Here is a 22,241-nt window from a genome sequence, read left to right on the forward strand (position 1 = left end):
GCACTCCCTCAACGAAAGGGAGAAACCATGGCCACGAGAAAAAGAACGCCCGGATCAGGCAGCGTGTTCAAGGACGGGAAAGGCGTCTGGCGTTTCCGCAAGGATCTGGGGAAGGACCCGGCCACCGGCAAACGGCGCATCCTCGAAGCGAGGGGACGTACGAAGGCGGAGGCCAGGGCCCGCTTCGAGGCGAAGTTGGCCGCGTTGGAGCGCACCGGCCTGCTGCCGGGAGGCATGAGCCCGTACCTGGCCGACTACGCGGAACGCTGGCTGGCCGACTATCGCACCCGCGTCAAGCCGACCACCTACCGCACCCGCGCCGGCAGAATCAAGGCCTGCACCGATGTGATCGGGCACGTGCGCCTCAAAGACCTCACGCCCGAGCACATCCGCCACTGCATGCGCGTGCTGGGGGAGCGGCTCGCGCCAAGCACACTCAAGGACCATTTCGTCAGCCTCAAGATGGTGCTCGACCAGGCGGAGCTTGAGGAACTTATCCCCGTCGACCCGTGCCGGAAGGTCAAGCCGCCGAGGGTGGAGCGGCGCGTGGTGGACGTGCTCGGCCCGGAACAGCCCAGGCGCATGATCGAGGCCGCCTCCTCCATGCCGTTGGCCAGACGCGGAGCGCGTCCAGCGGAGGAGGACCTCGAGATGTGGGCGCTCCTGTTCGAGGTTGCGTTCGAGACCGGTATGAGGGAGGGTGAACGGTACGCGATCATGCCGTTCGAGCTGGAGCTGCGCGACGGGCAGCCGGGCATCCACGTGCGCCAGCAGATCCAACGCTACGGAAGGCCGGGCGAGGTCGAGATCCCCAACTGGCTGGAAGCGACCCACCTCAGCGGCACGCTGTGGCTCACCACCCCGAAGACGCCCGCCGCCGAACGATTCGTTCCGGTCAGCGGCAGCCTATGGGAACGCTTGTGGAAGTGGATTAGAGACAACGGCATCGGGAGCCGGGAGCTTGTGTTCACATCCGCCCGCGGCAACCCCGTCTGCTCCAGCACTGAACGATACCAATGGTGCAAGGCGCTGAAGGCCGCCGGACTCCCGCAGGTCAAGATCCACTCGGCCAGACACTGGATGGCCACGATGGCCGCACGGGCGAACATGCCGGACGACGCGCGCATAGCCGTCATGGGCCACACCAGCATGCAGATGACCATGCGCTACACCCACCGCGACGCCGCCTCCCTCGGACGCCTCATGGCCGCCGCCATACCCGACCTAGGTGGCAACGAAATTGTGGAAGCCGAGGTCGTGGATTAGGATTAGCGGTCGTGTCTTTCTTGGCCGTTTCTTACACGTGTTTGGCGGTTCATGACGATTTGGCGGCACGGACGTGTTGACCGCAGACGGTGCATCGGGCTATATTCAAGATGGAAGACATATTGCCATATGGCCTCGGCAAGGGAGGATAACGTCGCATGGGAGTGAACTATCCATCGATGAAGTCCTCCGACTTGCTGCACATCCTCGCACACCTCGGATACATAGAGGACAGACGCGTCGGATCGCACAGGAGGCTCAAGGCGAACGGCAGGCCCGATCTGACGTTCGCCTTCCATGACGGGCAGACGGTTCCGCCGGGATTGGTGAGGAAAATCCTCGCTAAGGACGTCGGACTGTCGGAGGTCGAGATTCGGGAGATACTCAAATGAGAGCACACGTGAAATCAGTGAAGATCGTATACCACCGTGACGAGGGCGCATGGTGGGCCGACTCCCCGGACATGCCGGGGTTCTCCGCCGTCGGGGACACCTTCGACGACACGAGGAAGCTTGCCCTCGAGGACATCCTCTTCTACTTCGATGGCAATAGGCCCGATATCGTGGACGAGCGCATGGAGAACGGGGCGAGCCTGATGCCAGGCAGCGTCATGTTCTTTCCTCGCCCGGCGGAATCCCGTATCGAAGTAAAGCGAAATGGTGACGGAATCGGATCCATCGTCAACGCGAACCAAACCCGAAGCCTGCAGGTGGCGTGACATGAGCGCGATATCTGAATCCGCGACCATCAACGTCATGCTCGCCGACTATGCCGCGATGGATTCGACCGGCGTGAAGGCGAACATCCTCGGGGTCGGCGGCAACATACTTCCCATCACGCCCGCCGGGCTCACCGTCCGGTTCTCCTTGGTCACCCAGATTCATGTGCCGGCGGACGCATGTCCGGCGGAGACTGCGTTGGAGATCGCCCTGAGAGACAGTTCGGGGCGGATATTTGAACTTCCCGGGCAGGTCCCACAGCCCGTCAGATACGCGGTTGTCCTCACGATATCGGCGAACCCCATCGCCGTCGGACTGGAGCAGACGAACTACATCGGCGCGATGAGCACGAACGTGGTCGATTTCAGCAACGGCATGCCCATTCCTCCTGGAGACTATGCCTGGCATGTCTCTCTGGACGGGGACGAGGATCATGCCGTCGACTTCCGGTTCTGCGTGCCCAAGCCGGTTACGACGCCGGTCATAGGCTGACGAAGTTTCATCTGAATCAGATATCTCACTGCCCCGATCCGCAAGAGCGACTTGTGAACCGGGTTTTCCCTGTGCCGTAACAGGGCCCTCTCTTCTAGAGATAGAACCCCGGCGCTCGCGGATATGCGGGCACCGGGGGCTTTTTCATTGCACGCACACGCCGGAATCGTACAATAGCTGCCGGTAGTCGTTCAGCACCTGGATGGTGACCCCCAATTCCACTGCCATCATCCACATATTGCCCTCGTACACCGTCTCGGCCATGCCGTAATCCACCGGACTGATCAACGCCAACGCGGTCTCCCTGCGGCAACGGCGCTCGCATTTGATTCCGTATTGGCTGCCACAGCCGGGGTCGTGGTGTCTGGCGTGTATGAGCTCGTGGCACAAGGTGCAGCGGCGTTGGAATCCGGCCAGCCGTTCGTCGAGGATGATGAGGCGGAGCGGATCGTAGTAGATCCCGCACCTGTCTCCGGACAACCGGCGTTCCTCGATCCGGACTCCCAATGTTTCCGACCAGGATGTCAGGATGCGGTCATTCACCTGTTTCGGTATCCTCGTTTCTGAAGCCGGTTCCCTCGATGCGCTTCTCGTCGCGCTTCGCCCTGCGCTCGACCTTCTTGATGTCCTCCATCGCCGGAAGGTCCTCCGGCGCGATGCCACGGCTGAACAGGCTCTTTCGCACGGCCTTGTTGTTGTCCACATGCTCCCGTGTGATCGCCGGCGTCCCGTGCAGGTCCCGTTCCTGGATCCCGTAGTTCGTCATCTGCGTGGCGAGCTGCTTCGCCGTCACGGCGATCGGATGGAGCACATCGGCCAGCGGACGGTTCTTCGGCACATCGAGCTTGAATTTCATTTCCGTCGTGCTCATGCCGAATAGCGCCTGATCGCCGCGTGAACGGATCACGCCGAAGTCCTTCTCTCCGACCCCGCGCTTGTATGCGAGCGAGCTGAGCTGCTTCTCCTCGGCGGTCAACGCGTGCCTTCCCGCGATGCGCAGGATCTCGCCCATGCGCTGCTCCAGAAGCTCCGCGGTACGTGTCTGCACGGCGAAATAGCTTTGCAGCAGCGCGACCTCCTCTTTGCGTGGATCGCCGTTCTGGGCCACCAGATAGCAGGCGTAACGGGTCAGCTTCACATCATCGATGGAACGGATGGCGCCGCTGCCAAGCTCGACGTCCCGTTTGGCATCGCGAAAATGCGCTTCGACCGGCTGCCCGGCGTTCTGGCATGCCGATTGGGCGCGCTGTATTACTTTTGCGAAGTTCTCCCATTTCGTATAGCCCATATACTTCATCAGTTCTCTTGCATGCCAGAATTCCACGCCATTCTCATCCTTATTGAGGAGCGTATCCAAGGACGCGGCGTATCGGGCAATGGTTTCCTTGTCCATATTCATCCTTTCCCAACCATTTTCCTGACGTCGGCAAAATGGTCTATTGCTAATGTTTCCAATGGTTTTTGGCCGGATTGCCGTTCACTGCTTGGCGGTCTTCACCACTGTGGTGGTGCCCATCGCGGTGGTCTCCCAGCTGACGCCGTCCGCCTTGGTGTAGGTGAAGTCCTTGGTGGCGTCCTGCGAGCCGAGCAGGGACGCCTGCATCGCCGCGGTGTCTCCCTGGCTCGTCCACTTCCAGTCGCCGGCCTTGTCCGGCGCATTGTAGGAGCCCTTCCAATACAGGCTCTTCGTATCGCCGTTGTCGCTGACCCACTGGACGGTGATCGTGTCGGCCGTGATCTCGGCCTCCATCCAGGAATCCGTGCTGCCGGAGTTGGTCTGCTTCCACGTGCCGGTCAGATCCGCAGGCTGTTCTACCGGCTTCTTCTCTTCCGGCTTCTTCGTCGTCTGCGATTGGCTCGCGCTGCCGGCGTCGGCGGTTTTGGCGTCACTGGCGCTGCCGCATGCGCCAAGCCCGAGAATGAGCAGACCGGCAACGGCCGTTGCGATTGTCTTCCTGTACATGGTTTCCTTCTTTCCTTGGTTGATTTGCATTAAAAATTCAATCTCTTGGCGTTTCCGCTTCGAGTGTCTTGTTCAAATCCTTGCTTGCGGCCACGTCGAAGTCCTCCGGGTGCGCGGCGATGCGATCCACCAGATCATCCGTGACCTGGAACTCGCGCTCGCGGGCGGCGTAGGCGCGGGCGGCCTCGCTGCCCAGGGCGCGGGTGTAGATGTCGAGGCTGGTGAGTCCGAATGTGGAGGCGATGTGCTCCACGTCTGACGTGTTCAACGGTGCCTCGTAGCGCATACGCATGTACCAGTAGTTGTTTCCTAATCCGCTAGCAGACAGGAATTCTTTAATACCCATACCGCTTGCCGAGAGCAAATCTCGGCAGATGTCAATGATCTTGCGGCTGTCTTCGGTGACTTCATTTTTTGCTTTGTATGCCATACGCCCATATTACGAATATGGGTAGAAAATGTAAAGATTACCGACTTTGGTAATCATATAATTACCGAAGTCGGTAAATTAAAGGTGTCGCAAGGGAACGGAGCAATCAAGAAAGGAGCGGCAACCAATGAGCGAAACGGAAACCATCGCACGAAACCTCAGCGGCGAGCTCGCACGGCACCGCAAGACACAGGCCGCGCTCGCCAAGGAACTCGGCATGAGCGAGAAAACCGTCAGCGAACGACTGCGAGGCAAAGGAGCATTCGATACCGAGCAACTCGAGAAAGCCGCCGGAATGTTCGGCATGAGCCTCTACCAGCTCATGATCAAACTCCTGCAACCAATCGACGGCATCAAACAGGTCAAACCGTGAGCAGCGCTCACCGACGAATGAATCGAAAGGAGAATCCGAAATGAGCAACGATATTAAGATTTGGCCGGCGACCAAGACCATTGTTCCGGTTTCAGTTGAGGAGTTCAAGAAGAGGCAACCGGCATTGCTGGGCGCGATAAGGGAGGTTGTCCGCGAGGAGCTGGCCGCCCGCGAGGAATCGCCGGTGTTCGATCATCCGCAGGACATGCTGCTGGGCGGTTCCGAGGATTGGCACCCGCGATTCAAGGTCACCCCGGCGTTCGGTGATGGCAGATTCCTGCTGACCATTCAGCTCGGCGCATCGTACGGGTTGAGCTTCCACTGTGATGCGCATGATCTGCTCAACCTCGTGAATCTCGTGTCCGCGCAGGTTCTGAAAGGTGAAGCATGAGCGGCAAGCTGAGGAAAATGCGCAGGTCCGATGTGCGCGAATGGATTCCCGGTGAACCGCTCGAACGTGTCGACTTCGGCAACGGCTGCACGGGGATGAACAAGAGCACTCCGAAAGAGCCGGGGAACGCTGGCGACTTCAAGCGTCTCATCTGGAAATGCCGCGCCATCGAAGCGGATGGAGGACCATGCCTTGATGTGCTTCCATCCGAATACTGGATCGATGACGTGAAGCAGGCCGGCTATTTCGATGTGGTCACCTGCACGTCAAACTCAGGGCCGTACCGATTCGATGACGCATGGATCTATCTCAGTGGAATCGAAAAAGGGTGGCATCTCGCGCGAAAGGAACATCATTCCAGGCATATACGCCATTTTGCACCCTTTTCAATCATGAAAACGTTTCTAAGGAGAATCTGATGAACAACGAAATCCAGAAGTTCGACTTCAAGGGAGCGGCATTGCGCACCTTGACCGATGAGGCGGGGGAGCCTTGGTTCGTCGCCAAGGACGCGTGCGACATCCTCGGCATTGACACAAATCATCTCCGCGAAGCTCTTGATGATGACGAAATCACAAACCTCCGTAATTCGGAGGTTTGGAATCAGCCAGGGCGTGCGCCTCTCATTATCTCTGAGCCAGGCCTGTACAAGCTCATCATGCGCTCGCGGAAGCCGGAGGCGAAGGAGTTCCAACGCTGGGTGACTCACGAGGTGCTGCCGCAGATTCGCAAGACCGGCGGCTACATTCCCACCAGCGAGACCGATGATGACATGACCATCCTCGCGAAGGCCGTGATGATCGGCCAGCGCACCATGGAAGCGCAGAAGCGGAAGATCGCCGCCCAGCAGTCGCGCATCGACGAGCTCCAGCCGAAAGCCTCCATGTGGGACAACTTCGTCGACATCCCCGACGTGCTCTCCGTGGGCAACAGCGCGAAACTGCTCAGCAACCTGGGCAGGCCCATCGGCCGCAAGACACTGTTCTCCTGGCTCGAACACAACGGGTGGGTCTTCCGCGAGAACGGCCACTGGAGCGCACGCCAGAACCGCATCGACGCCGGCCACCTCGTCATGGTCCCGCCGAAAACCCACGGCACCCACAGGGACGGCACCACATTCAGCTTCGCGCCGACAGTGAAGATCACCAGGAAGGGACTCGGCCTGATCGCCCGACGCATGAGCGAGGCCACCCTCCAGCTCGAATACACGAAAGCGGGCGCGTGATGGCTGGGACATGGCTGCCGGCATGCATATCACTCACGGCCGGGCTGTTCAGTCTTTCCCTGGCTTTGATCCGGATCCTCATTGATCTTGATCCGATCGGTTGGATCCTGTCGTTGGGTAAGAACCCAGAGTCCGGGAAATCGGATGCAGTCGGGGATGCGCAAATAACCATAATCCCAGTCTCGAATGCTCGAACCGGTATCTCGTCAGAGTCGGGAAATGCCGTCTCGTCTCCGGTATCGGATGACGTGGCTGTTCCGGGAGCGACCCATGAATCGAATAGGAGCGGAACACGCGGCGCATCAAATGCGTCGGTTGCTTCGTCCAATGGAGGCGGATTGCTATGACATCGACTTTCTCATCGGCGTGCATGATGATATACGCGCGGTCGGCCGCTTTGAATTGCGCGATGCTGCTCGGCGTCATGAACTCGGTGTTGTCGCCGATGGTTCTCAGGAGCAGGAAATACGCCTTGCATCCAATCCCCTCGATTGAGACGTTGTACGCGTCGCCGTCACCGGAATTGTACACGGAGCAGACGGAATCCGGCTCGGCCTCGCCGCGAGATTTCAGCCAACCGGAAAACCCGGGAATCGTTGCGGAGATTGGACGTCCCGGATCCGACAAGTGCGTCAACAGGGTCCAATCCGCCTGCGGCCTGTTATGCCATGGCCACCAAACTGTCAATCCGGCGCCAAACAGCGAGGCGGCGGCGCCAGCCCATGCGGCCAATACGGATCCATCCATTGATTCTTCTCCTAACTGTTCGGCCCGCACGTCGCAAATGCGGGATGACACCGATTTTAGGAGGGGGCCGGGCGGTTCTCCTAACGCCGCCCGGCATCACACACGCAAAGGAGGCGCGTGATGGCCCCGCAAACCGAATTCAAGGACCCGAGCCGCGTACCGCTCGGCGAACGGCTCGCATGGAGCCCGGAACAAGCGGCACAGGTGTACAGCCTCGACCCGCGCGGCCTGCGCCACGCGATCGACGTCGGCGACCTCGACAGCTTCCGGGCGCCAACCAGGGAAGGCAAACCCGGACGAAGAAAAGTCAGCAAGACAGCGATGGAACGCTGGATCAGATCAATGGAGGAATGAGAACCGATGAGCACCATCAAACACTGGCTCGAGGAACGCGAACAGACGCTCGCCGACATCACCGCACTCATCGCCAGGCAGGAGACCGACCCCATCGCCATCAAAGCATTCGACGCCGAAATGGACGCGCTCCTCGACCGGCTCTACCTGATCGACAACCCGAAGGAGACGAAATGAGCTGGATGGACGACGGCGGATTCGAGATGCAGACCTTCACCGCCCAGGACGGCAGGAAGATGGCGCGAATGGTCTTCCGCACATCGACCGGCCAATACGACGTCAACCTCACCAAGACCGAAGTGCAGCGCATCCGCCGCGAATACACCCGCACCCTCAAGGAAATGGAGGCAGACAAATGACCGACCACGACCACCGGCTCGAGGACGACCGCAGGCCGCTCACCGCCGCGCAACGCACACAGAAGACCATCGCCTGCGCCATCCTCGCCGCCGCCAACGCGACCGCAAGCCTGTGGGGACTCGCATGGACGCTCGCCGCCGCCGCGGACGGCACCCTCAGCATCCTCCACATCACGGTCATGCTCGCCTGCGGGCTGCTCGCCGTCACCTTCGGCGACATCGCCGAACGCGAACTGCCGAACCTCTAAGACATGCCCGCGCTTGTCGTCATGGGCGCGGGCACCCGGGGCGGATGCAAGGCTGGCCGCCCGCCGAGATCGCGCGACTTCCTTCCAACCATCACATTGGGCGCGGCAAAGACGGGCACGCGGTTCGAACCCGCGCCGCCCCACGAACAGGCCAACCAGCAGAAAGGAACACCAATGGACAACCAGACCAGGACCAAGGACGACATCGAAATCGAGACCGCCACATGGGACATCCGACGAAGGATCCTCGACAACACCGTCAACGTGATCGCCGACATCGCCAAAACCCGCGACACCAACCTCACCGACCAGGCATGCACCGCGCTCGCAGCCGTCAACCGGCTCCGCGGCCGCATAGACATCGAGCTCGAAATGCTCGACGACGAGGCCATGGAGATGGAAGAGAAGGAGGACGAGTGACATGGCAGGGGAGACCATCATCACGATTGTCGGCAATCTTACCGCGGATCCCGAGCTGCGCACCACGTCAAGCGGCGCTTCTGTGTGCAGCTTCACCATTGCTTCGACTCCGCGCACCTATAACCGTCAGACCGGCCAGTTTGAGGACGGCCAGCCCCTCTTCCTCCGCTGCAGCGCATGGCGCGACCTCGCCACGCATTGCGCACAGTCCCTCGCAAAAGGCATGCGCGTCATCGCCCAAGGCCGACTCCAGCAACGCAGCTACCAGGCGCAGGACGGAAGCAACCGCACCGTGCTCGAACTGCAGATCGACGACATCGGCCCATCGCTCCGCTACGCCACCACCCAGGTAAGCCGCACCAGCCACACACAGGCGCAACAGGGCGCATACACCGGCGGCGCCACCGGATACGGCAACCCGAACCCGACCGCCACCGGCGAGGACCCATGGAGCACACCCGACAACGGCCCCGTCTACGGAGCCGCGCAAGGCGAGGAGGAACCCGAATTCTGATGAGGGGAATCTACGACACGATCCTCAACGACCCCGCGCTCGCCACCCAGATGCGCCGGGCGCAGAACCGCACGGACTATCGAAACAAACCCGCAAAACCGAAGGAAAGGAAAACCACCATGCCACGACGCAGCACCAAGGAACTCGAAACCCTGTCCGAACGCAAATGGGGCGAACTCACGCCAGGCGAACGCAGAAGCGTCCGCAACTGGATGAAACGCACACACGACGACGACACCGAACTCGACCTCGAAACCGCCGACCTGCTCGAACACAACCAGCACATCAGCATCGCCAGAGCCTACGCCATCGTCCACAACGTCACCGCCGAACCCGCACCCACGGCACCCATGGAACCCGAACCAGCCGCCGAACCCGCACCCACGGCAGACACGCTCCAGGCGCTCGCCGACGAGAACAACATCCAATGGCTCGACGAATGGCCCGACGACGCGACCACGGCCCACAGGCGCATCGGACGCTGGCAGAAGGTCGCCGACGCGCTCCGCAGCACCGGCAGACCCGCCGTCATCTGCGACGGCCTGAACCGCAAAGGCTCCCTCGCGCTCGCACGCGCCATCAACGAGGGTCGGACCGGCACATGGCGGCCCAAGGGCGCATACCGCGCCGGCGTGCGCGACGGCGACCATCCGCAGGTCATCGCCCAATGGATCGGAGGCGAACGGTCATGAGCGCGCAGACCATCTCCATCCGCATCCCCAGGAACGAATGGTGGAGCCAGAACAGGCGCGGCGGCTGGCGCGTGAAGCACCTGCACACCAGAACCGTCAGACGCCGCGCCCTCCTCGCCGCATGCGACGCCGTCAACCGCGGGGCGCTCGACAGGCCGACACGATGGCCCGTGCGCGTCATCGCCGTCATCCACCCGCTCACCCACGGGCGGTTCGACCCCGAAAACGCGGCGCCAATGGTCAAGGCCATCATCGACGCGCTCACCCAGGCGGGAATCTGGCCCGACGACGACGGCACCCACATCACCGGCCCCGACTACAGGCCGGGCGATCCCAGCGAGGAACCCGGCTGGTACCGGATCGACATCGAAATCACCGAAGGAGAAGCATCATGAGCATGAAGGCGCTCGAATGGGCCATGTACGAAGTCCCCGCCGAAATGGTCAAGGGAGCGCTCCTGCGCATCCTGCTCACCCTCGCCGACCACGCCGACACCAAGGGCGAAGGCGCGTTCCCAAGCCAGAAGCGCCTCTGCGCCCTCACCGGATACAGCCGACGCACCATCCAGAACGGCCTGCACGAACTGGAGGCCTCCGGCCTGATCGTCAAGGGCGACCAGCGGCTCACCGAACACTACGGCCGCCACCGCCCAATCGTCTGGAACCTCAGCATGGAGGATTTCAGGGGCGCAAAAACTGCGCCCCTAAAAAACAACGAATCCGAGGCGCAGCATACTACGCCTCAAGCCGCTCTAGGGGCGCAATTAGGGGCGCAAAAAACAGCCGTAAGGGGCGCAATAAGGGGCGCAACATCACTACGCCCAAACCTATATAAGGAAGAAAGTTATATAGAACCGAGAGAGAGTAACGCGCGCGCGAGAAAAATCGGCGACTGGAAACCCACACCCGAACACCGCGCGCTCGCCGCCAGACTCAACCTCGACTGCGAGGCCGAAGCGGCCAAATTCACCGACCAGGCACTCGACCAGGGAACCCTCAGCGCCGACTGGGACGCCAGATTCAGAAACTGGCTCCGAAGAGGCCACGAACTCGGCATCACCAACACCAACACCACCGGCACCGGCAACAGCCACCAACACACCTGGAAATGCCGCCACACCCTCCAACTCCTCCACCGCAGCGAACCCGACGCCATCTGCGACGCGCTCGCCTGCACCGTGGCCAGCGCCCTCAACGACGGCATCGACCCCGACAGGATCGCCCGAACCATCCGCGACGGAGACACCGGCCGACTCCAGGACCTCACCTGGGAACCCGCATAACCCACGAACCCACGAAAGGAAAACCAATGACCATCGGCATGAAACCCGAAGCGCTCCTCTGGATCGACACCGAAACCACCGGCCTCGACCCCGAACACGACCAGCTCCTCGAAATCGCCATCCGATGCACCGACACGCACGCCGAAACCACCTACGGCGCATGCCACCGCATCATCCGCCCCCACCACCTCGACCTCACCGCCATGGACCCCATCGTCTTCACCATGCACACCGACAACGGGCTCCTCCACGACATCATCGACGCCGACCCGCAGGCCAACAGCCCCGAAGCCGCCCGCAACGCCATCGAGGAGACCATCGAAAGCCTCGCCCAACGATTCCACCTCATCCCCGCAGGCAGCAACCCCGCATTCGACCTCGCCTTCACCCACACGGCCGGATATCGCATCGAACACCTGCTCGACCACCGCCGATACGACCTCAACACCATCCGATGGCACCACAGATTCATAAACCAGCCCGACCCAATGGCCGACAACCACGCCACCAGCCACCGCGCACCCGACTGCATCCAACGCGACATCAACGAACACCGACACACCATCCAGAAGGAAACCAACCAATGAGAAACACCATCTGCGCCACACTCACCGCCACCACACTCGCCCTCTGCACCGCGCTCGCGGGCTGCGGGAGCGCGTCCAAACCATCGACCACGGCGCACGCCATCGCCGCCACCGGCACCACATGCTCCGCCTCGCAAAGCGGCATCAGGATCTGCACCGTCACATTATCCGACACACGGCAGGTCGACTGCGTCATCACGGCCGGCACCTACGGCAAAAGCGGAATCACATGCGACTGGGCGCATGCCAGCTGAAGCGACGAGGAGCCCACACGATGACCGAACGTGAGAAACGCGAGACCCTCAGAACGTTCAGCCTGATCTGCCAGACCAGCGCCAACACCGGAATCACCGCCGCCCGCAAAGGCGACACCGAAACCACCATCCACACCGCCCAACAGATCATCCACCACGCACGCGAGATCATCCGACTCATCAACACCGCCGACTGAAAGGAACCGCGATATGAACGCCAACTCGCTGGATGCCTACCGTCTTTTCGAACAGTGGCACCTGTCACAATCGGAGGCCGACGAATGAAAGACCGGACTCCGCATCTGTGCCGGAACGCTCTCGGCACAGCCATCTGCGCCAGCAATGGCATCGGACCATCCCAGGATGCCGACCGGCGTATAGAGCATTGCATCATCTGCGGCAGGTGGTGGAAGATCCACGCCGTCACGCCGCACCTGACCATCTGGGCCGAAGTGCCAGCCTGGATGATCTGGCTGTCCTGGCACAGAATCTGGGAGACCGGCCATAAATCATCCCACGGAAAGGAACCGGAACAATGAGCGAGGAAACACTCGAACAGGCGCTCGCCGCCATCCACAACCACAAGGAAACCAAATGAAACAAACCATGAAAGACCTCATCATCAACTGGGCACACGCCGGCTACACCATCGACGAAATCGCACCACTCATCCCACAAATCCCACGAGACGAAATCGCCGCCATCATCACCAACCAACAGGCATAAAAAAGCCCCCACCCGAAACCGAGCAGAGGCACACCCAAAAACCATCATAGCGCGGAACGGGAAGGCGAACAAATGTCCGAAAACACCAGCAGTCAAACCACACAACCAAACCCACAACACCAGCGCAAACTCGAACAGGCGCTCGCCGCCATCCACGACGGCGACGAGGCGCTGCTGGCCATCGCACGCAAGCAGTGCCGCATCACCACGCGCACGAGCGGCCACGGCGTGCGCACGGTGGCGCCGCTGCCGATCAACCTCGGCGCATGGCAGCTCGCCCAGGACATCGACGAGCTGATCCTCTCGATTGCGCGGGCGCTCGGACTGCCGACGCGGGAGAGGGACACCGTGGCGCTGACCTGGGCGATCGGCCAGCCGTGCAACATCGAACATCTGTTCGAACGCGACGACGCGGCCGCCATCGTGGCGCTCGTGGAACAGGCGGCCAGGCGCATGGCGCGGTTCCTGGAACCCGAGCCAGACCGCACCATGATCGGCCGGTGCCTGGGATGCGACGCCGACCTGTGGGCCGAGCAGTCGGACATCGACGGCGGGTGGATCGTCTGCGAGGCGTGTGGGCGCGAGCAGCGGGTGAGGGACGTGGCCGAGGCGCGGGTGCTCAGGCTCGTCGCCTGCGACGCGACCGGCACCGCTGCCGAGCTCGCCGCCCTGCTCGGCAGATGCGGGGTGACGGTCAGACGCAAGACCATCAGCGAGTGGAAGCGGCGCGGGATAGTCAGGCCCATCGGCTTGGAGGGAGGCAAGCCGGTCTACCGGCTGTGGGACATCTGGCGGGCGTCGAACCGCAACGCTGTGGACGAAACTTGACAGCGGCCTGCTGTGGACGTATAACACACTACAGTTAGATTTTTCATATCGGGAGCCACGGGCCAGCACGGTTCGTGGCTCCTGTCGTATACGGGGAGGGGTGTCTTCGCAAAGGGGAGGGACATCGTCGAACGACGGGGAGCCCCATCGAGATACGGGACCGGCATGCACGGGAGCGCCGGCGCCGTCCAGACGAAACGGAGCGAAGCACGCCGGCAAGCCACGGGATCCCGCATCTGCACATGGAGGCCACGATGAGCAAGCGCCGCAACGAGCGGGTCAGCAACGGGCACAGGCGTAGGCAGATCAGGGCAAGGGTGCTGGCCGCATACGATGTGTGCGCCATCTGCGGCAAGCCCGTCGACAAGACGTTGAAGACACCGCATCCGATGAGCGCCGAAGTGGACGAGCTCATACCGGTCTCACGAGGCGGCGACCCGTACAGCTTTGCGAACTGCAGGCTCACGCACCGCATCTGCAACAGGATGAAGAGCGACAAGACCGACGAACACGCACGAGCGCTGCTGGCCGGCAAGCAGGACATCAAACCAAGCTCGATTCCGTTCAAAACGTTCGGCATCTGACCCGATACCAGGGCAGGGTACCCGGTCATACCCCCTTGGGGTCGCCTCGGGTGCAGTGCCGATATCCCTCCCGGAATACAAACGTCGGAAACAGGGGAAACGACGAAAGGTCGGAAAGCGAGGGAAGCGCCGATGAAGTGCGAACTCTGCGGCAAGGAATTCCGGCCTTCCGGCCACGGGCGGCCGCAACGCTACTGCTCCAAATCCTGCCGCCAGAAAGCGGATTATCGTCGGAAAAAGAACCGGCCACCGCAGACGGCCGCGAAAAAGACCAAGACCAGGACGAAACAGGAACCGGAATCCGACCTCGACCGGCGGAGTTTCGAACGGATGATGGACGGCTCCCATGAGGACACGCTCCGCGAAATCGTCGGCAGACTGCGCGAGGCTCTGCATGACCCGTCGACGCCGGCCAACGCGTTGCCGTCGATCAGCAGCAAGCTCGCCGAATTCGACGAGCGGATGCGCATGGCCGAGGAATCCGGCAGCCTGTTCGATGCGAATGATGATGTGACGGAGGTGGCGGAGGATGTCGGAGCGTCGATTGTCTGAGATCGCCCAACGGCTCGTGAAGCCGGAAGACATCACGTCGAGCGACTTCAACCTGATCAACAACGCGGCGGCCAAGGCCGGAATCCACTACGACCTGTGGCAGAAGGGCTTCCTCTACCTGTTGTTCGCCAAACGCGCGGACGGCAAATACGCCTGTGGCTCCGGTGGGGCGGTACTGTCCAGCTGCAGGCAGATCGGCAAGACGTTCACGGTCGGCACCGCGATGTTCATCCTGTGCGCCGGACGCGCCGGGACATTGGCCATCTGGACCGCGCACCACACGCGCACCTCCGACGAGACGTTCGCCGACATGTGCGACCTGACACGCAATCCGAAACTGTCCAGGTACGTGCTGAACGTGCGTCGAGCGAACGGCCAGCAGGAGATCCGTTTCACCAACGGCAGCCGCATCATGTTCGGCGCCCGCGAGAACGGTTTCGGTCGAGGCCTGCACTCCGCAGACATCGAGGTGTTCGACGAGGCTCAGATCCTCACCATCAAGGCTTTGGACAACCTGATTCCGATCGTGAACACGAGTCCGAATCCGTTGATCGTGTTCATGGGCAATCCACCGAAGCCGGGCGACCAGTGCGAGGCGTTCGAGGAGAAACGTTCCACCGCGTTGTCCGGCAAGTCGGACGACATGCTCTACGTGGAGCTTGGCGCGGACCGCGACTGCGATCCGGACGACAGGAGCGCGTGGGCGAAAGCGAACCCGTCGTATCCGAAACGCACCAGCGAACAGGCGATACTGCGCATGCGCAATCTCCTCGCCGAGGATTCGTTCCGCCGTGAGGCGCTCGGCATCTGGGATGAGACCGCCGCCGCGTACGCCATCAGCCCCGACCTGTGGAAGGCCGCAGCCGTTGACGACGTGCCCGAAGGCGGCACGGTGAGCTTCGGCCTCGACATGCCGCCCGACAGGAGCGTGCTGACCATCGGCGCCGCATCGCGGTACGAGGACGGGTCGGCCGTCATCCAGATGGCGAACATCAAGGACGCGCGGCAGGCGGGAACCATGTGGGCCGTTGACTGGCTCGCCGAACGCTGGCCGAAGACCGCCAGCGTGGTCATCGACGCGCAGTCCCCGGCAATGAGCCTGCTGCCCGACCTGAAGGCCGCGCACGTGAGGGTCACGGTGACGAACATGCAGGAGATGGGCCGCGCATGCGGCCGGTTACTCGACATGCTCAAGGCCGGCACGCTCAAACACCCGCCGGACGAATACCAGCCGCAATTGGCCACCGCCGTCAAGGGCGCGACCACGCGGCCGTTGGGGCAGTCCGGCGCGATCGCCTGGAACAAGCTCGGCTCGGATATCGACATAACGCCGCTCGTATCCACCACACTCGCCCTGTACGGCGCGTTCACCACGAAACGGCACCCCGGAAGACGACAGGAGGTGATGGTCTGATGGTGTTCTACATGGCCGACGGCACCACAATCAGCACAGCGCCGAAATTCACCGGCAGCAGCTACCTCGACACAGCTAGCGGCAACGTCGGCACCATCCTCGGCGTCGACGACGAGGACATGCCCGTCATCCACGAGCTGCTGCGCGTCTGGCGCGAGAAATACCCGCGCAACCTGATCCGCGGAGCCTACTACGACTGCAAGGAACGGTTCAAGGACTTCGGCATCTCCATCCCCGACCAGATCAAGAACAAGGTCGAGGCGATGATCGGATGGCCCGAACTCGCCGTCCGATCGTTGAGCGACCTGAGCGACCTGGAAGGATTCAGCATCTCCGGCGACGACACGATGGGCATCAACGACCTGTTCGAGGACAACCAGCTGGATGTCACCGCATCCGAACTGATCGTATCCTCATACAAGCACTCATGCAGCTTCCTGACCATCGCCGCAGACCCGGAGGATCCGGAACGAATCAGCATGATCCCCCGTTCCGCCGACTGGTCCGCGGGAATCTGGGACAGGCGCAACCACCGCCTGGCCGCCGCGCTGACCATCACCGAGGACGACAAGGACGGACGGATCTGCTCGTTCAACGTATGGCTCCCCGGCAAGGTCTACGAATGCTCAGGGCGCCCACTGCCATGGCGCGCGGAGAAAATCGAAACGAACTTCGACCAGCCGACGGTCGTCGCGCTCGCCTACGACAGGCAGATGGACCGCCCGTTCGGCCACAGCCGCATCAGCCGCTCGCTCATGAGCCTCGTGGACGCCGGATTCCGCACCATGGTCCGCATGGAGGCATCGGCCGAATTCTACTCCGTCCCCAAACTCTGGTTCATCGGAGCGAACAAGGACGCGTTCAGCAGCAACACATGGAAAAGCCTCATCCAGGCGATCAACGCCATCAGCGCCGACGAGGACGGCAACCTCCCCCAACTGCAGCAGGTGCAGCAGGCGTCCATGACACCCCATTCGGACATGCTCAAGACCATGGCCATGCTCGTCGCCTCGCAGACCCGCGTGCCGGTCGACTACCTGGGCATCACCCTGGACAACCCGACCAGCGCCGAGGCCATGGCATCCGCCGAACGACGGCTCACCCGCATCGCCGACAAGCAGAACGTGGCCTTCGGACGCGAACTCAAACGTGCCATGGGCATCGCCGTGGCACTGCGCGAAGGCGCGAACGCGATACCCGACTCCATGCGCGACGTACACCCGGTATGGGCACCGACAAGGGAGATCTCCGACGCGGCGCGCGCCGACGCGTTCACGAAAATCGCCGACAAGGTCACCGGCTACGCCGACTCCGACGTCGGACTCGAACGCCTCGGCCTGAGCCGCGAGGAAATCACCCGCCTACGCGCCGACCAGCGCAAGGCTCGCGCACAGAACGTCGTGGACCAGCTCAAGATCCGAACAGCGCAAAACAGCCAGCAGGAGGCATCAGATGGAACTGAACAATCTGAACCTGCCGCCGGAACGCCGCAAAGCGCTGGAACAGGTGCTTGACCAGGCATGGAAGGACTATCAGGACGACCTCACCAACCTGACCGACGCGGCCGCCGATGAGATCGAAACCGTACTGGAACGCGACCCATTGAACGCACGCGAAACAGTACGCGAATACACGGCCGCGGCCAACAGGCTCGCCGACGACTACTACACGACCGTACGCACCGCATGGGCCGAATACGCCGGCGTCACCATGCCCGACTTCGACCCCGGCGCCGACCTGGAACCAGAACGCGTGCTCTGGCAGGTCCAAGGCGGCTTCTCCAATACCGACTACAACGGCCTGACCTACTCGCAGGTCATGGCCGGCCAGGCACGATCCGGTGCGACCATCGACGACCTATGGCCATCATTCTCGAACATCGACGACGCACAACAATTCATCACCGACATGATCCGCACCGGAGCACGCCTCACCGAACGACGGAACATCCGACTCGACCCCACGAAACCAAAATGGGCAAGAGTACCAAAAGGACCGAAAACATGCGCGTTCTGCGCCATGCTCGCCTCACGCGGCTACGCATACACCAGCGAGGAAGCGGCAGGCGGCAAAGGCAACACCTATCACACCGACTGCCACTGCCAACCCATGCCCAACTGGGGCAAACAAGCCCTCACCGGATACGACGAAGCCGCATACAAGGCCGAATACGAGCGGATGAAGGCGCTTGCCGACCGTGAATACGATGGCGACATCCTCAAGGCGTACAGGCGGTCTCCCGGCGTGTGTACGGATTCGGTCGTTCCCGAGGCTTTGAAGAAGACCCCCGGACGCCCGCCGAAGTTCGACGCGGATCATCCGTTCAGAACCTTCCTGGGTAGCAGGAACCTGAGGGATGCGGTCATGGGAACGAATCCGATGTTCGGCGAGGGGCCGGAATACCAAAACAACTGCCAGCGCTGCGTCGTCGCGTACGAGATGCGCAGGCGAGGATACGCCGTCACCGCGATGCCGAGACCTATGGATCCGAGAACGGGACTTCCGGCCATAGATACGGATACAAACCGATGGGTAAACGCGTTCAAGGGCGATTGGAGGTCTTGCGGCCCCGATACGGGATTGGACGGCGCTTCGAAGCTTTTGTGGGAATGGGGCAAGGGTAGCCGCGCGTTCATCGAAGTGGAATGGCTCGACGGAACAAGACATGTGTTTGTCGCGGAGAATCTGAAAGACGGAATACACTTCATCGACCCGCAAACCGGGTCGATGAACGCATCCCGGTATTTCGGAATCGTCAACCATGGCATGACCCGTATAATGAGGGTAGACGACGCAGATCCTACCGAACTGGTACTGAAATACTGCAAGGAGGGCTAGATGATATTAGATGATGCCATCAGTCTCGTCCTTGACGAGTACCCCGGCATGAAAGCGATAGGCGCCGCGGAGAGTCCCGACGCATGGATCATCGGCCTTGACTTCGCCTCTTCTACCAGCGAACACCCTGTGCCGGGCACGCCGAGCATCGCGGTCGAGAAGACGTCGGGCGTTCTGCACAGTCTTGTTCCAGGGACGGACGAATTCTGGCATTACATGACCGGCGCCAGAAAAGTGCCCATCCCACAAGTCTGAAATTCTTTTCAAGCCACCCACATGGGTGGCTTTTCTTATGCCTGAAATCAGGGTGGATTGCCGGAGCAGACGAACGGACCCGACTGTAAATCGGGCGCATTTTGCCACGCGGGTGCGAATCCCGCATCCACCACTCGACCAGCCGGTCCGGTTGGCGGCGACCATGCGCCGTATCACATGGGAGGACCATACAGCGCACCGTGGCGCGGTCGAACTCGAATCCACGGGAAACAGCAAGAAGGAGCACAGCATGTTCAATAGATTCCGATTCCCGACCCGTATCCGTCTCATCGACGGTGGCGTGGACGAGGGCGGTTCCGGCGAAGGCACCGAGCCCGAGCCGAAATCGTTCACTCAGGAGCAGGTCGACCAGATCGTGGAGAAAAGACTGGCCAAGGAGCGCGGCAAGTACAAGGACTACGACGAGCTCAAAACCAAGGCCATGAAACTCGACGAGATGGAGAACGCCGGCAAGAGCGAACTCGACAAGCTCAAGGAATCGAACGCCGCATTGCGCAAGCAGATCGACGACGCCGCGGCAGAGAAACAGCACGCCGAATGGGTGTCCGAAGTCGCCAAAGACAAGGACGTCCCCGCCGAACTGCTCCGAGGAAGCACCAGGGACGAGCTCGAAGCGCATGCGGAACTCCTCCACAAGGCGCTGAACCCGTCATCCAAAGCCCCACAGGTGAGGAACCAGACGGGCTCTCCATCGCATCAGAACAGCAACAAGGACGCCGAAGAGCTCTCGTACATCCACCAGCTCCTCGGCAAATAATCCGACCGACCGAAAGGACAAGCCATCATGGCGATGAAAACAGACCAGATCAAGCTCCCCGTGAGCGTGGCCACCGAAATCGTGAACAAGGCCAAGGACACCAGCACCATCGCGTCGCTGAGCCCCAGCACGCCGCAGATCTTCTCCGACGCCGACTACCTCGTGTTCAACGGCAAGAGCGAAGCCGAGGTGGTGGCCGAGGGCGCCGTCAAGAGCAGCTACGAGCAGACCGTGGATTCCGTCGTGGCGAAGCGCTTCAAAGTGCAGACCACCACTCGCGTCACCAGCGAACTCCAGTGGGCGGACGAGGACAACCAGCTGCAGATCATCCGCAGCATCCAGGCGGATCAGGCAGCCGCTTTGGGTCGTGCGCTCGACTACGTGATCTACCATGCGATTAACCCAAAGACCGGCGCCGTGCTTTCCGGATTCGAGTCGTTGAGCACGTCCGCCATGCAGGTGACCGCCGGCGATGACGACATCAGCAACGTGGATGCCTTGGCCGACGCGCTGAACGACTCCTACGACATCAACGGCGTGGCATTGTCCAAGACGTGGGCGTCCCGTCTGCGCAAGCTGCGCGTGCCCTCCACCGGCATGCGCTTCTACCCGGAGATCCCGCTGAACCTGCAGGCCGGCAGCCTGGACGGCATCACAGCCGCGACCTCCGGCACCGTCAACGGGCGACTGGCCACGACCCCGACGAAGGTGCTCGCGTTCATGGGCGACTTCTCGCTGATCAAATGGGGAATGGTGCGCGACCTGACCAGCGAGATCATCGCCTACGGCGACCCGGACCAGACCGGCGTGGACCTGAAGGCCCACAACCAGATCGCATACCGCACCGAGGCGATGTACGCGTTCGCCGTCATCGACCCGCACGCGTTCGCCGTGCTCAAGACCAAGTGAGGTGAACGATGAGCTTCCCCATCCAGACACTCGTGATCAACCCCGCAGGCGATGAAAAGCACACCGTCGGCCCATTGGACGCACAGGTGCGGCTCGTCAACCAGGACGGCACCGCCTTCCCGGGAACCGGACAGCACGCCTTCAACGAGATGATCGGCAACGCCAACAGCAACGTGGCCACGACAACGACGGCAAACCCGACCAAGGACGAGTACAACAAGCTCGTCACGGCCTTCAATGCGTTGGCCGCGCAGTTCAACACCCTCGTGACGGGACTCGCGGAAGGCGGACTCATCAAACTGCCGGATAAGGAGTGACCATGACGGACGAGCCCGACATGTTCGCCACCTCCGACGACCTCGAACGGAGGTGGCACAAGCTCACCGACGGGGAACGCGAGAAGGCCGACACGCATCTCATGGACGTGACCGACTACATCAAGGAACGCTCCCCGAACTGGCGACGTCTCCAAAAAGAACGGCCACGCCTGCTGACGAAGGTCACCTGCGACATCGTCCGCAGGATCATGCAGTCCGACCCGCTCGACATCCCCGGCGGCGTCACGCAGATGAACCAGACCACCGGCAGCTTCAGCGAGCAGTACAGCTTTGGGGCGCCGACCGGTGACCTGTGGCTGCGCGACGACGAGAAACGCATCCTCGGCATCAATGCCCAACGCGCGTTCAGCGTCGACATGGCCACGGGGGAGGTGTCCTAGTGGAAACCATCGAAGTGTGGCGCGGCCAGCCCACGGCCGACACGGACGGCAACCCCATCCAAGGCAAGCCAGTCCGAATCGGCACATTCCAGGCGATGGTCGCGCCGGTCTCCGTCATCGACCAGACCGAGGAAAACGCCAATCCACGGAACATCGAATACACGATCCACATCCGCGGCAGCCGACCGACCGGCATCCGGGCCACCGACCTGATCAAGGTCAGAGGCCGGCTGCTGCCGGTCAAAGGCATGCCGCAGGTGTGGGACAACCTCCGCGGACGGTACGTCGGCGACGTGGTCACCGTGGGCGAACGGAAGGGATAG

General features: G+C 61.8%; 39 protein-coding genes and 1 tRNA gene. 35 read left to right on the top strand and 5 right to left on the bottom strand.

The window, feature by feature from the left end; genetic code table 11:
* Positions 1 to 27 precede the first annotated feature (27 nt).
* The 4 genes from BUB29_RS04240 to BUB29_RS04255 all read left to right on the top strand — a co-directional run bounded on the left by BUB29_RS04240 (position 28) and on the right by BUB29_RS04255 (position 2,477).
* On the top strand, positions 28 to 1,266 hold the full coding sequence (locus BUB29_RS04240) for a tyrosine-type recombinase/integrase (protein WP_033523750.1): 1,239 nt from the start codon (positions 28 to 30) through the stop codon (positions 1,264 to 1,266).
* 158 nt (positions 1,267 to 1,424) lie between these two features.
* Complete coding sequence (locus BUB29_RS04245) at positions 1,425 to 1,658, top strand: type II toxin-antitoxin system HicA family toxin (RefSeq protein WP_033523751.1); 234 nt, start codon at positions 1,425 to 1,427, stop codon at positions 1,656 to 1,658.
* Positions 1,659 to 1,666: 8 nt separating this feature from the next.
* The gene (locus BUB29_RS04250; protein ID WP_033523752.1) at positions 1,667 to 1,984 is read left to right on the top strand and encodes a type II toxin-antitoxin system HicB family antitoxin; all 318 of its coding nucleotides are present in this window, start codon (positions 1,667 to 1,669) and stop codon (positions 1,982 to 1,984) included.
* Position 1,985: 1 nt separating this feature from the next.
* On the top strand, positions 1,986 to 2,477 hold the full coding sequence (locus BUB29_RS04255) for a hypothetical protein (protein WP_033523753.1): 492 nt from the start codon (positions 1,986 to 1,988) through the stop codon (positions 2,475 to 2,477).
* 144 nt (positions 2,478 to 2,621) lie between these two features.
* Here the strand turns inward: BUB29_RS04255 and BUB29_RS04260 are convergent, their stop codons facing one another.
* From BUB29_RS04260 to BUB29_RS04275, 4 genes are all read right to left on the bottom strand, one after another.
* Positions 2,622 to 3,020, bottom strand: a complete 399-nt coding sequence (locus BUB29_RS04260; protein ID WP_033523754.1) for an ImmA/IrrE family metallo-endopeptidase — start codon at positions 3,018 to 3,020, stop codon at positions 2,622 to 2,624.
* Positions 3,013 to 3,870, bottom strand: coding sequence for a DNA damage-inducible protein D (dinD, locus tag BUB29_RS04265; RefSeq protein ID WP_033523755.1), 858 nt, complete (start codon positions 3,868 to 3,870; stop codon positions 3,013 to 3,015). Before dinD ends, BUB29_RS04260 begins: the two co-directional genes overlap by 8 nt.
* Before the next feature lie 84 nt (positions 3,871 to 3,954).
* Positions 3,955 to 4,440 (bottom strand): hypothetical protein, encoded by a 486-nt coding sequence (locus BUB29_RS04270; RefSeq protein WP_033523796.1) that lies wholly within the window; start codon positions 4,438 to 4,440, stop codon positions 3,955 to 3,957.
* Between the two features lie 37 nt (positions 4,441 to 4,477).
* Positions 4,478 to 4,786 (bottom strand): XRE family transcriptional regulator, encoded by a 309-nt coding sequence (locus tag BUB29_RS04275; protein WP_234945687.1) that lies wholly within the window; start codon positions 4,784 to 4,786, stop codon positions 4,478 to 4,480.
* A gap of 211 nt (positions 4,787 to 4,997) precedes the next feature.
* Here BUB29_RS04275 and BUB29_RS04280 point away from each other — a divergent pair, with 211 nt between their 5' ends.
* Genes BUB29_RS04280 through BUB29_RS04295 form a run of 4 tightly spaced genes read left to right on the top strand, consistent with a single transcriptional unit; the run spans position 4,998 to position 6,859 of the window.
* Complete coding sequence (locus BUB29_RS04280; protein ID WP_033523757.1) at positions 4,998 to 5,243, top strand: helix-turn-helix domain-containing protein; 246 nt, start codon at positions 4,998 to 5,000, stop codon at positions 5,241 to 5,243.
* 40 nt (positions 5,244 to 5,283) lie between these two features.
* Entirely contained in the window at positions 5,284 to 5,634 is a 351-nt protein-coding gene (locus tag BUB29_RS04285) for a hypothetical protein (protein WP_033523758.1), read from the top strand.
* Positions 5,631 to 6,053 (top strand): hypothetical protein, encoded by a 423-nt coding sequence (locus tag BUB29_RS04290; RefSeq protein WP_033523759.1) that lies wholly within the window; start codon positions 5,631 to 5,633, stop codon positions 6,051 to 6,053. Before BUB29_RS04285 ends, BUB29_RS04290 begins: the two co-directional genes overlap by 4 nt.
* Positions 6,053 to 6,859, top strand: coding sequence for a phage antirepressor (locus BUB29_RS04295; protein WP_051915132.1), 807 nt, complete (start codon positions 6,053 to 6,055; stop codon positions 6,857 to 6,859). The genes BUB29_RS04290 and BUB29_RS04295 overlap by 1 nt, the downstream gene beginning before the upstream one ends.
* A 78-nt stretch (positions 6,860 to 6,937) precedes the next feature.
* Here the strand turns inward: BUB29_RS04295 and BUB29_RS04300 are convergent, their stop codons facing one another.
* On the bottom strand, positions 6,938 to 7,606 hold the full coding sequence (locus tag BUB29_RS04300; RefSeq protein WP_033523760.1) for a hypothetical protein: 669 nt from the start codon (positions 7,604 to 7,606) through the stop codon (positions 6,938 to 6,940).
* Between the two features lie 120 nt (positions 7,607 to 7,726).
* Between BUB29_RS04300 and BUB29_RS04305 the strand changes: the two genes are divergently transcribed.
* The 27 genes from BUB29_RS04305 (at position 7,727) to BUB29_RS04425 (ending at position 22,241) form a co-directional block, all read left to right on the top strand.
* Positions 7,727 to 7,960 (top strand): hypothetical protein, encoded by a 234-nt coding sequence (locus tag BUB29_RS04305; RefSeq protein WP_033523761.1) that lies wholly within the window; start codon positions 7,727 to 7,729, stop codon positions 7,958 to 7,960.
* 6 nt (positions 7,961 to 7,966) lie between these two features.
* Positions 7,967 to 8,137: a hypothetical protein gene (locus BUB29_RS09805; RefSeq protein ID WP_156098210.1), complete on the top strand. Its 171-nt coding sequence runs from the start codon at positions 7,967 to 7,969 to the stop codon at positions 8,135 to 8,137.
* On the top strand, positions 8,134 to 8,319 hold the full coding sequence (locus BUB29_RS04310; RefSeq protein WP_033523762.1) for a hypothetical protein: 186 nt from the start codon (positions 8,134 to 8,136) through the stop codon (positions 8,317 to 8,319). Before BUB29_RS09805 ends, BUB29_RS04310 begins: the two co-directional genes overlap by 4 nt.
* Complete coding sequence (locus BUB29_RS04315; protein ID WP_033523763.1) at positions 8,316 to 8,567, top strand: hypothetical protein; 252 nt, start codon at positions 8,316 to 8,318, stop codon at positions 8,565 to 8,567. Before BUB29_RS04310 ends, BUB29_RS04315 begins: the two co-directional genes overlap by 4 nt.
* Positions 8,568 to 8,741: 174 nt before the next feature.
* A complete protein-coding gene (locus BUB29_RS04320) occupies positions 8,742 to 8,987 on the top strand; it encodes a hypothetical protein (RefSeq protein WP_033523764.1) in 246 nt (81 codons plus the stop codon).
* Position 8,988: 1 nt separating this feature from the next.
* Positions 8,989 to 9,501 (top strand): single-stranded DNA-binding protein, encoded by a 513-nt coding sequence (locus tag BUB29_RS04325; protein WP_033523766.1) that lies wholly within the window; start codon positions 8,989 to 8,991, stop codon positions 9,499 to 9,501.
* Positions 9,501 to 10,193 (top strand): hypothetical protein, encoded by a 693-nt coding sequence (locus tag BUB29_RS04330; protein WP_033523767.1) that lies wholly within the window; start codon positions 9,501 to 9,503, stop codon positions 10,191 to 10,193. The genes BUB29_RS04325 and BUB29_RS04330 overlap by 1 nt, the downstream gene beginning before the upstream one ends.
* On the top strand, positions 10,190 to 10,588 hold the full coding sequence (locus BUB29_RS04335) for a RusA family crossover junction endodeoxyribonuclease (RefSeq protein ID WP_033523768.1): 399 nt from the start codon (positions 10,190 to 10,192) through the stop codon (positions 10,586 to 10,588). The genes BUB29_RS04330 and BUB29_RS04335 overlap by 4 nt, the downstream gene beginning before the upstream one ends.
* Positions 10,585 to 11,475 carry a helix-turn-helix domain-containing protein gene (locus BUB29_RS04340; RefSeq protein ID WP_033523769.1) on the top strand — a complete coding sequence of 297 codons (891 nt, stop codon included), beginning with the start codon at positions 10,585 to 10,587 and terminating at the stop codon, positions 11,473 to 11,475. Before BUB29_RS04335 ends, BUB29_RS04340 begins: the two co-directional genes overlap by 4 nt.
* A gap of 26 nt (positions 11,476 to 11,501) precedes the next feature.
* Complete coding sequence (locus tag BUB29_RS04345) at positions 11,502 to 12,062, top strand: exonuclease domain-containing protein (RefSeq protein WP_033523770.1); 561 nt, start codon at positions 11,502 to 11,504, stop codon at positions 12,060 to 12,062.
* The gene (locus BUB29_RS04350; RefSeq protein WP_033523771.1) at positions 12,059 to 12,316 is read left to right on the top strand and encodes a hypothetical protein; all 258 of its coding nucleotides are present in this window, start codon (positions 12,059 to 12,061) and stop codon (positions 12,314 to 12,316) included. Before BUB29_RS04345 ends, BUB29_RS04350 begins: the two co-directional genes overlap by 4 nt.
* Before the next feature lie 20 nt (positions 12,317 to 12,336).
* Positions 12,337 to 12,513 carry a hypothetical protein gene (locus tag BUB29_RS09810; RefSeq protein WP_156098209.1) on the top strand — a complete coding sequence of 59 codons (177 nt, stop codon included), beginning with the start codon at positions 12,337 to 12,339 and terminating at the stop codon, positions 12,511 to 12,513.
* 84 nt (positions 12,514 to 12,597) lie between these two features.
* Positions 12,598 to 12,855, top strand: a complete 258-nt coding sequence (locus BUB29_RS09680; RefSeq protein ID WP_034249790.1) for a hypothetical protein — start codon at positions 12,598 to 12,600, stop codon at positions 12,853 to 12,855.
* A 55-nt stretch (positions 12,856 to 12,910) separates the two neighbouring features.
* On the top strand, positions 12,911 to 13,042 hold the full coding sequence (locus BUB29_RS04355; protein ID WP_033523772.1) for a hypothetical protein: 132 nt from the start codon (positions 12,911 to 12,913) through the stop codon (positions 13,040 to 13,042).
* Positions 13,043 to 13,114: 72 nt separating this feature from the next.
* A complete protein-coding gene (locus BUB29_RS04360; RefSeq protein WP_033523773.1) occupies positions 13,115 to 13,870 on the top strand; it encodes a hypothetical protein in 756 nt (251 codons plus the stop codon).
* 254 nt (positions 13,871 to 14,124) lie between these two features.
* The gene (locus tag BUB29_RS04365) at positions 14,125 to 14,454 is read left to right on the top strand and encodes an HNH endonuclease signature motif containing protein (RefSeq protein WP_033523774.1); all 330 of its coding nucleotides are present in this window, start codon (positions 14,125 to 14,127) and stop codon (positions 14,452 to 14,454) included.
* Between the two features lie 132 nt (positions 14,455 to 14,586).
* Entirely contained in the window at positions 14,587 to 15,006 is a 420-nt protein-coding gene (locus BUB29_RS04370) for a hypothetical protein (protein WP_033523775.1), read from the top strand.
* The gene (locus BUB29_RS09930; protein ID WP_033523776.1) at positions 14,984 to 16,420 is read left to right on the top strand and encodes a terminase; all 1,437 of its coding nucleotides are present in this window, start codon (positions 14,984 to 14,986) and stop codon (positions 16,418 to 16,420) included. The genes BUB29_RS04370 and BUB29_RS09930 overlap by 23 nt, the downstream gene beginning before the upstream one ends.
* Positions 16,420 to 17,934 (top strand): phage portal protein, encoded by a 1,515-nt coding sequence (locus BUB29_RS04385; protein WP_234945688.1) that lies wholly within the window; start codon positions 16,420 to 16,422, stop codon positions 17,932 to 17,934. The genes BUB29_RS09930 and BUB29_RS04385 overlap by 1 nt, the downstream gene beginning before the upstream one ends.
* Positions 17,873 to 19,258: a VG15 protein gene (locus BUB29_RS04390; protein ID WP_051915129.1), complete on the top strand. Its 1,386-nt coding sequence runs from the start codon at positions 17,873 to 17,875 to the stop codon at positions 19,256 to 19,258. The genes BUB29_RS04385 and BUB29_RS04390 overlap by 62 nt, the downstream gene beginning before the upstream one ends.
* Positions 19,259 to 19,513 carry a hypothetical protein gene (locus tag BUB29_RS04395; protein ID WP_033523779.1) on the top strand — a complete coding sequence of 85 codons (255 nt, stop codon included), beginning with the start codon at positions 19,259 to 19,261 and terminating at the stop codon, positions 19,511 to 19,513.
* A gap of 51 nt (positions 19,514 to 19,564) precedes the next feature.
* A tRNA-Tyr gene (locus tag BUB29_RS04400) sits at positions 19,565 to 19,646 on the top strand.
* 117 nt (positions 19,647 to 19,763) lie between these two features.
* Positions 19,764 to 20,291: a capsid assembly scaffolding protein Gp46 family protein gene (locus BUB29_RS04405; protein ID WP_159430608.1), complete on the top strand. Its 528-nt coding sequence runs from the start codon at positions 19,764 to 19,766 to the stop codon at positions 20,289 to 20,291.
* A 27-nt stretch (positions 20,292 to 20,318) separates the two neighbouring features.
* Positions 20,319 to 21,200: a phage major capsid protein gene (locus BUB29_RS04410; RefSeq protein WP_033523781.1), complete on the top strand. Its 882-nt coding sequence runs from the start codon at positions 20,319 to 20,321 to the stop codon at positions 21,198 to 21,200.
* An 8-nt stretch (positions 21,201 to 21,208) separates the two neighbouring features.
* Positions 21,209 to 21,517 (top strand): hypothetical protein, encoded by a 309-nt coding sequence (locus BUB29_RS04415; protein ID WP_033523782.1) that lies wholly within the window; start codon positions 21,209 to 21,211, stop codon positions 21,515 to 21,517.
* A 2-nt stretch (positions 21,518 to 21,519) separates the two neighbouring features.
* Positions 21,520 to 21,918: a Gp19/Gp15/Gp42 family protein gene (locus BUB29_RS04420; protein WP_033523783.1), complete on the top strand. Its 399-nt coding sequence runs from the start codon at positions 21,520 to 21,522 to the stop codon at positions 21,916 to 21,918.
* Positions 21,918 to 22,241 (top strand): head-tail adaptor protein, encoded by a 324-nt coding sequence (locus BUB29_RS04425; RefSeq protein ID WP_033523784.1) that lies wholly within the window; start codon positions 21,918 to 21,920, stop codon positions 22,239 to 22,241. The genes BUB29_RS04420 and BUB29_RS04425 overlap by 1 nt, the downstream gene beginning before the upstream one ends.

It is taken from the genome of Bifidobacterium merycicum DSM 6492 (assembly GCF_900129045.1).
In the GTDB taxonomy this organism is placed as follows: Bacteria; Actinomycetota; Actinomycetes; order Actinomycetales; family Bifidobacteriaceae; genus Bifidobacterium; species Bifidobacterium merycicum.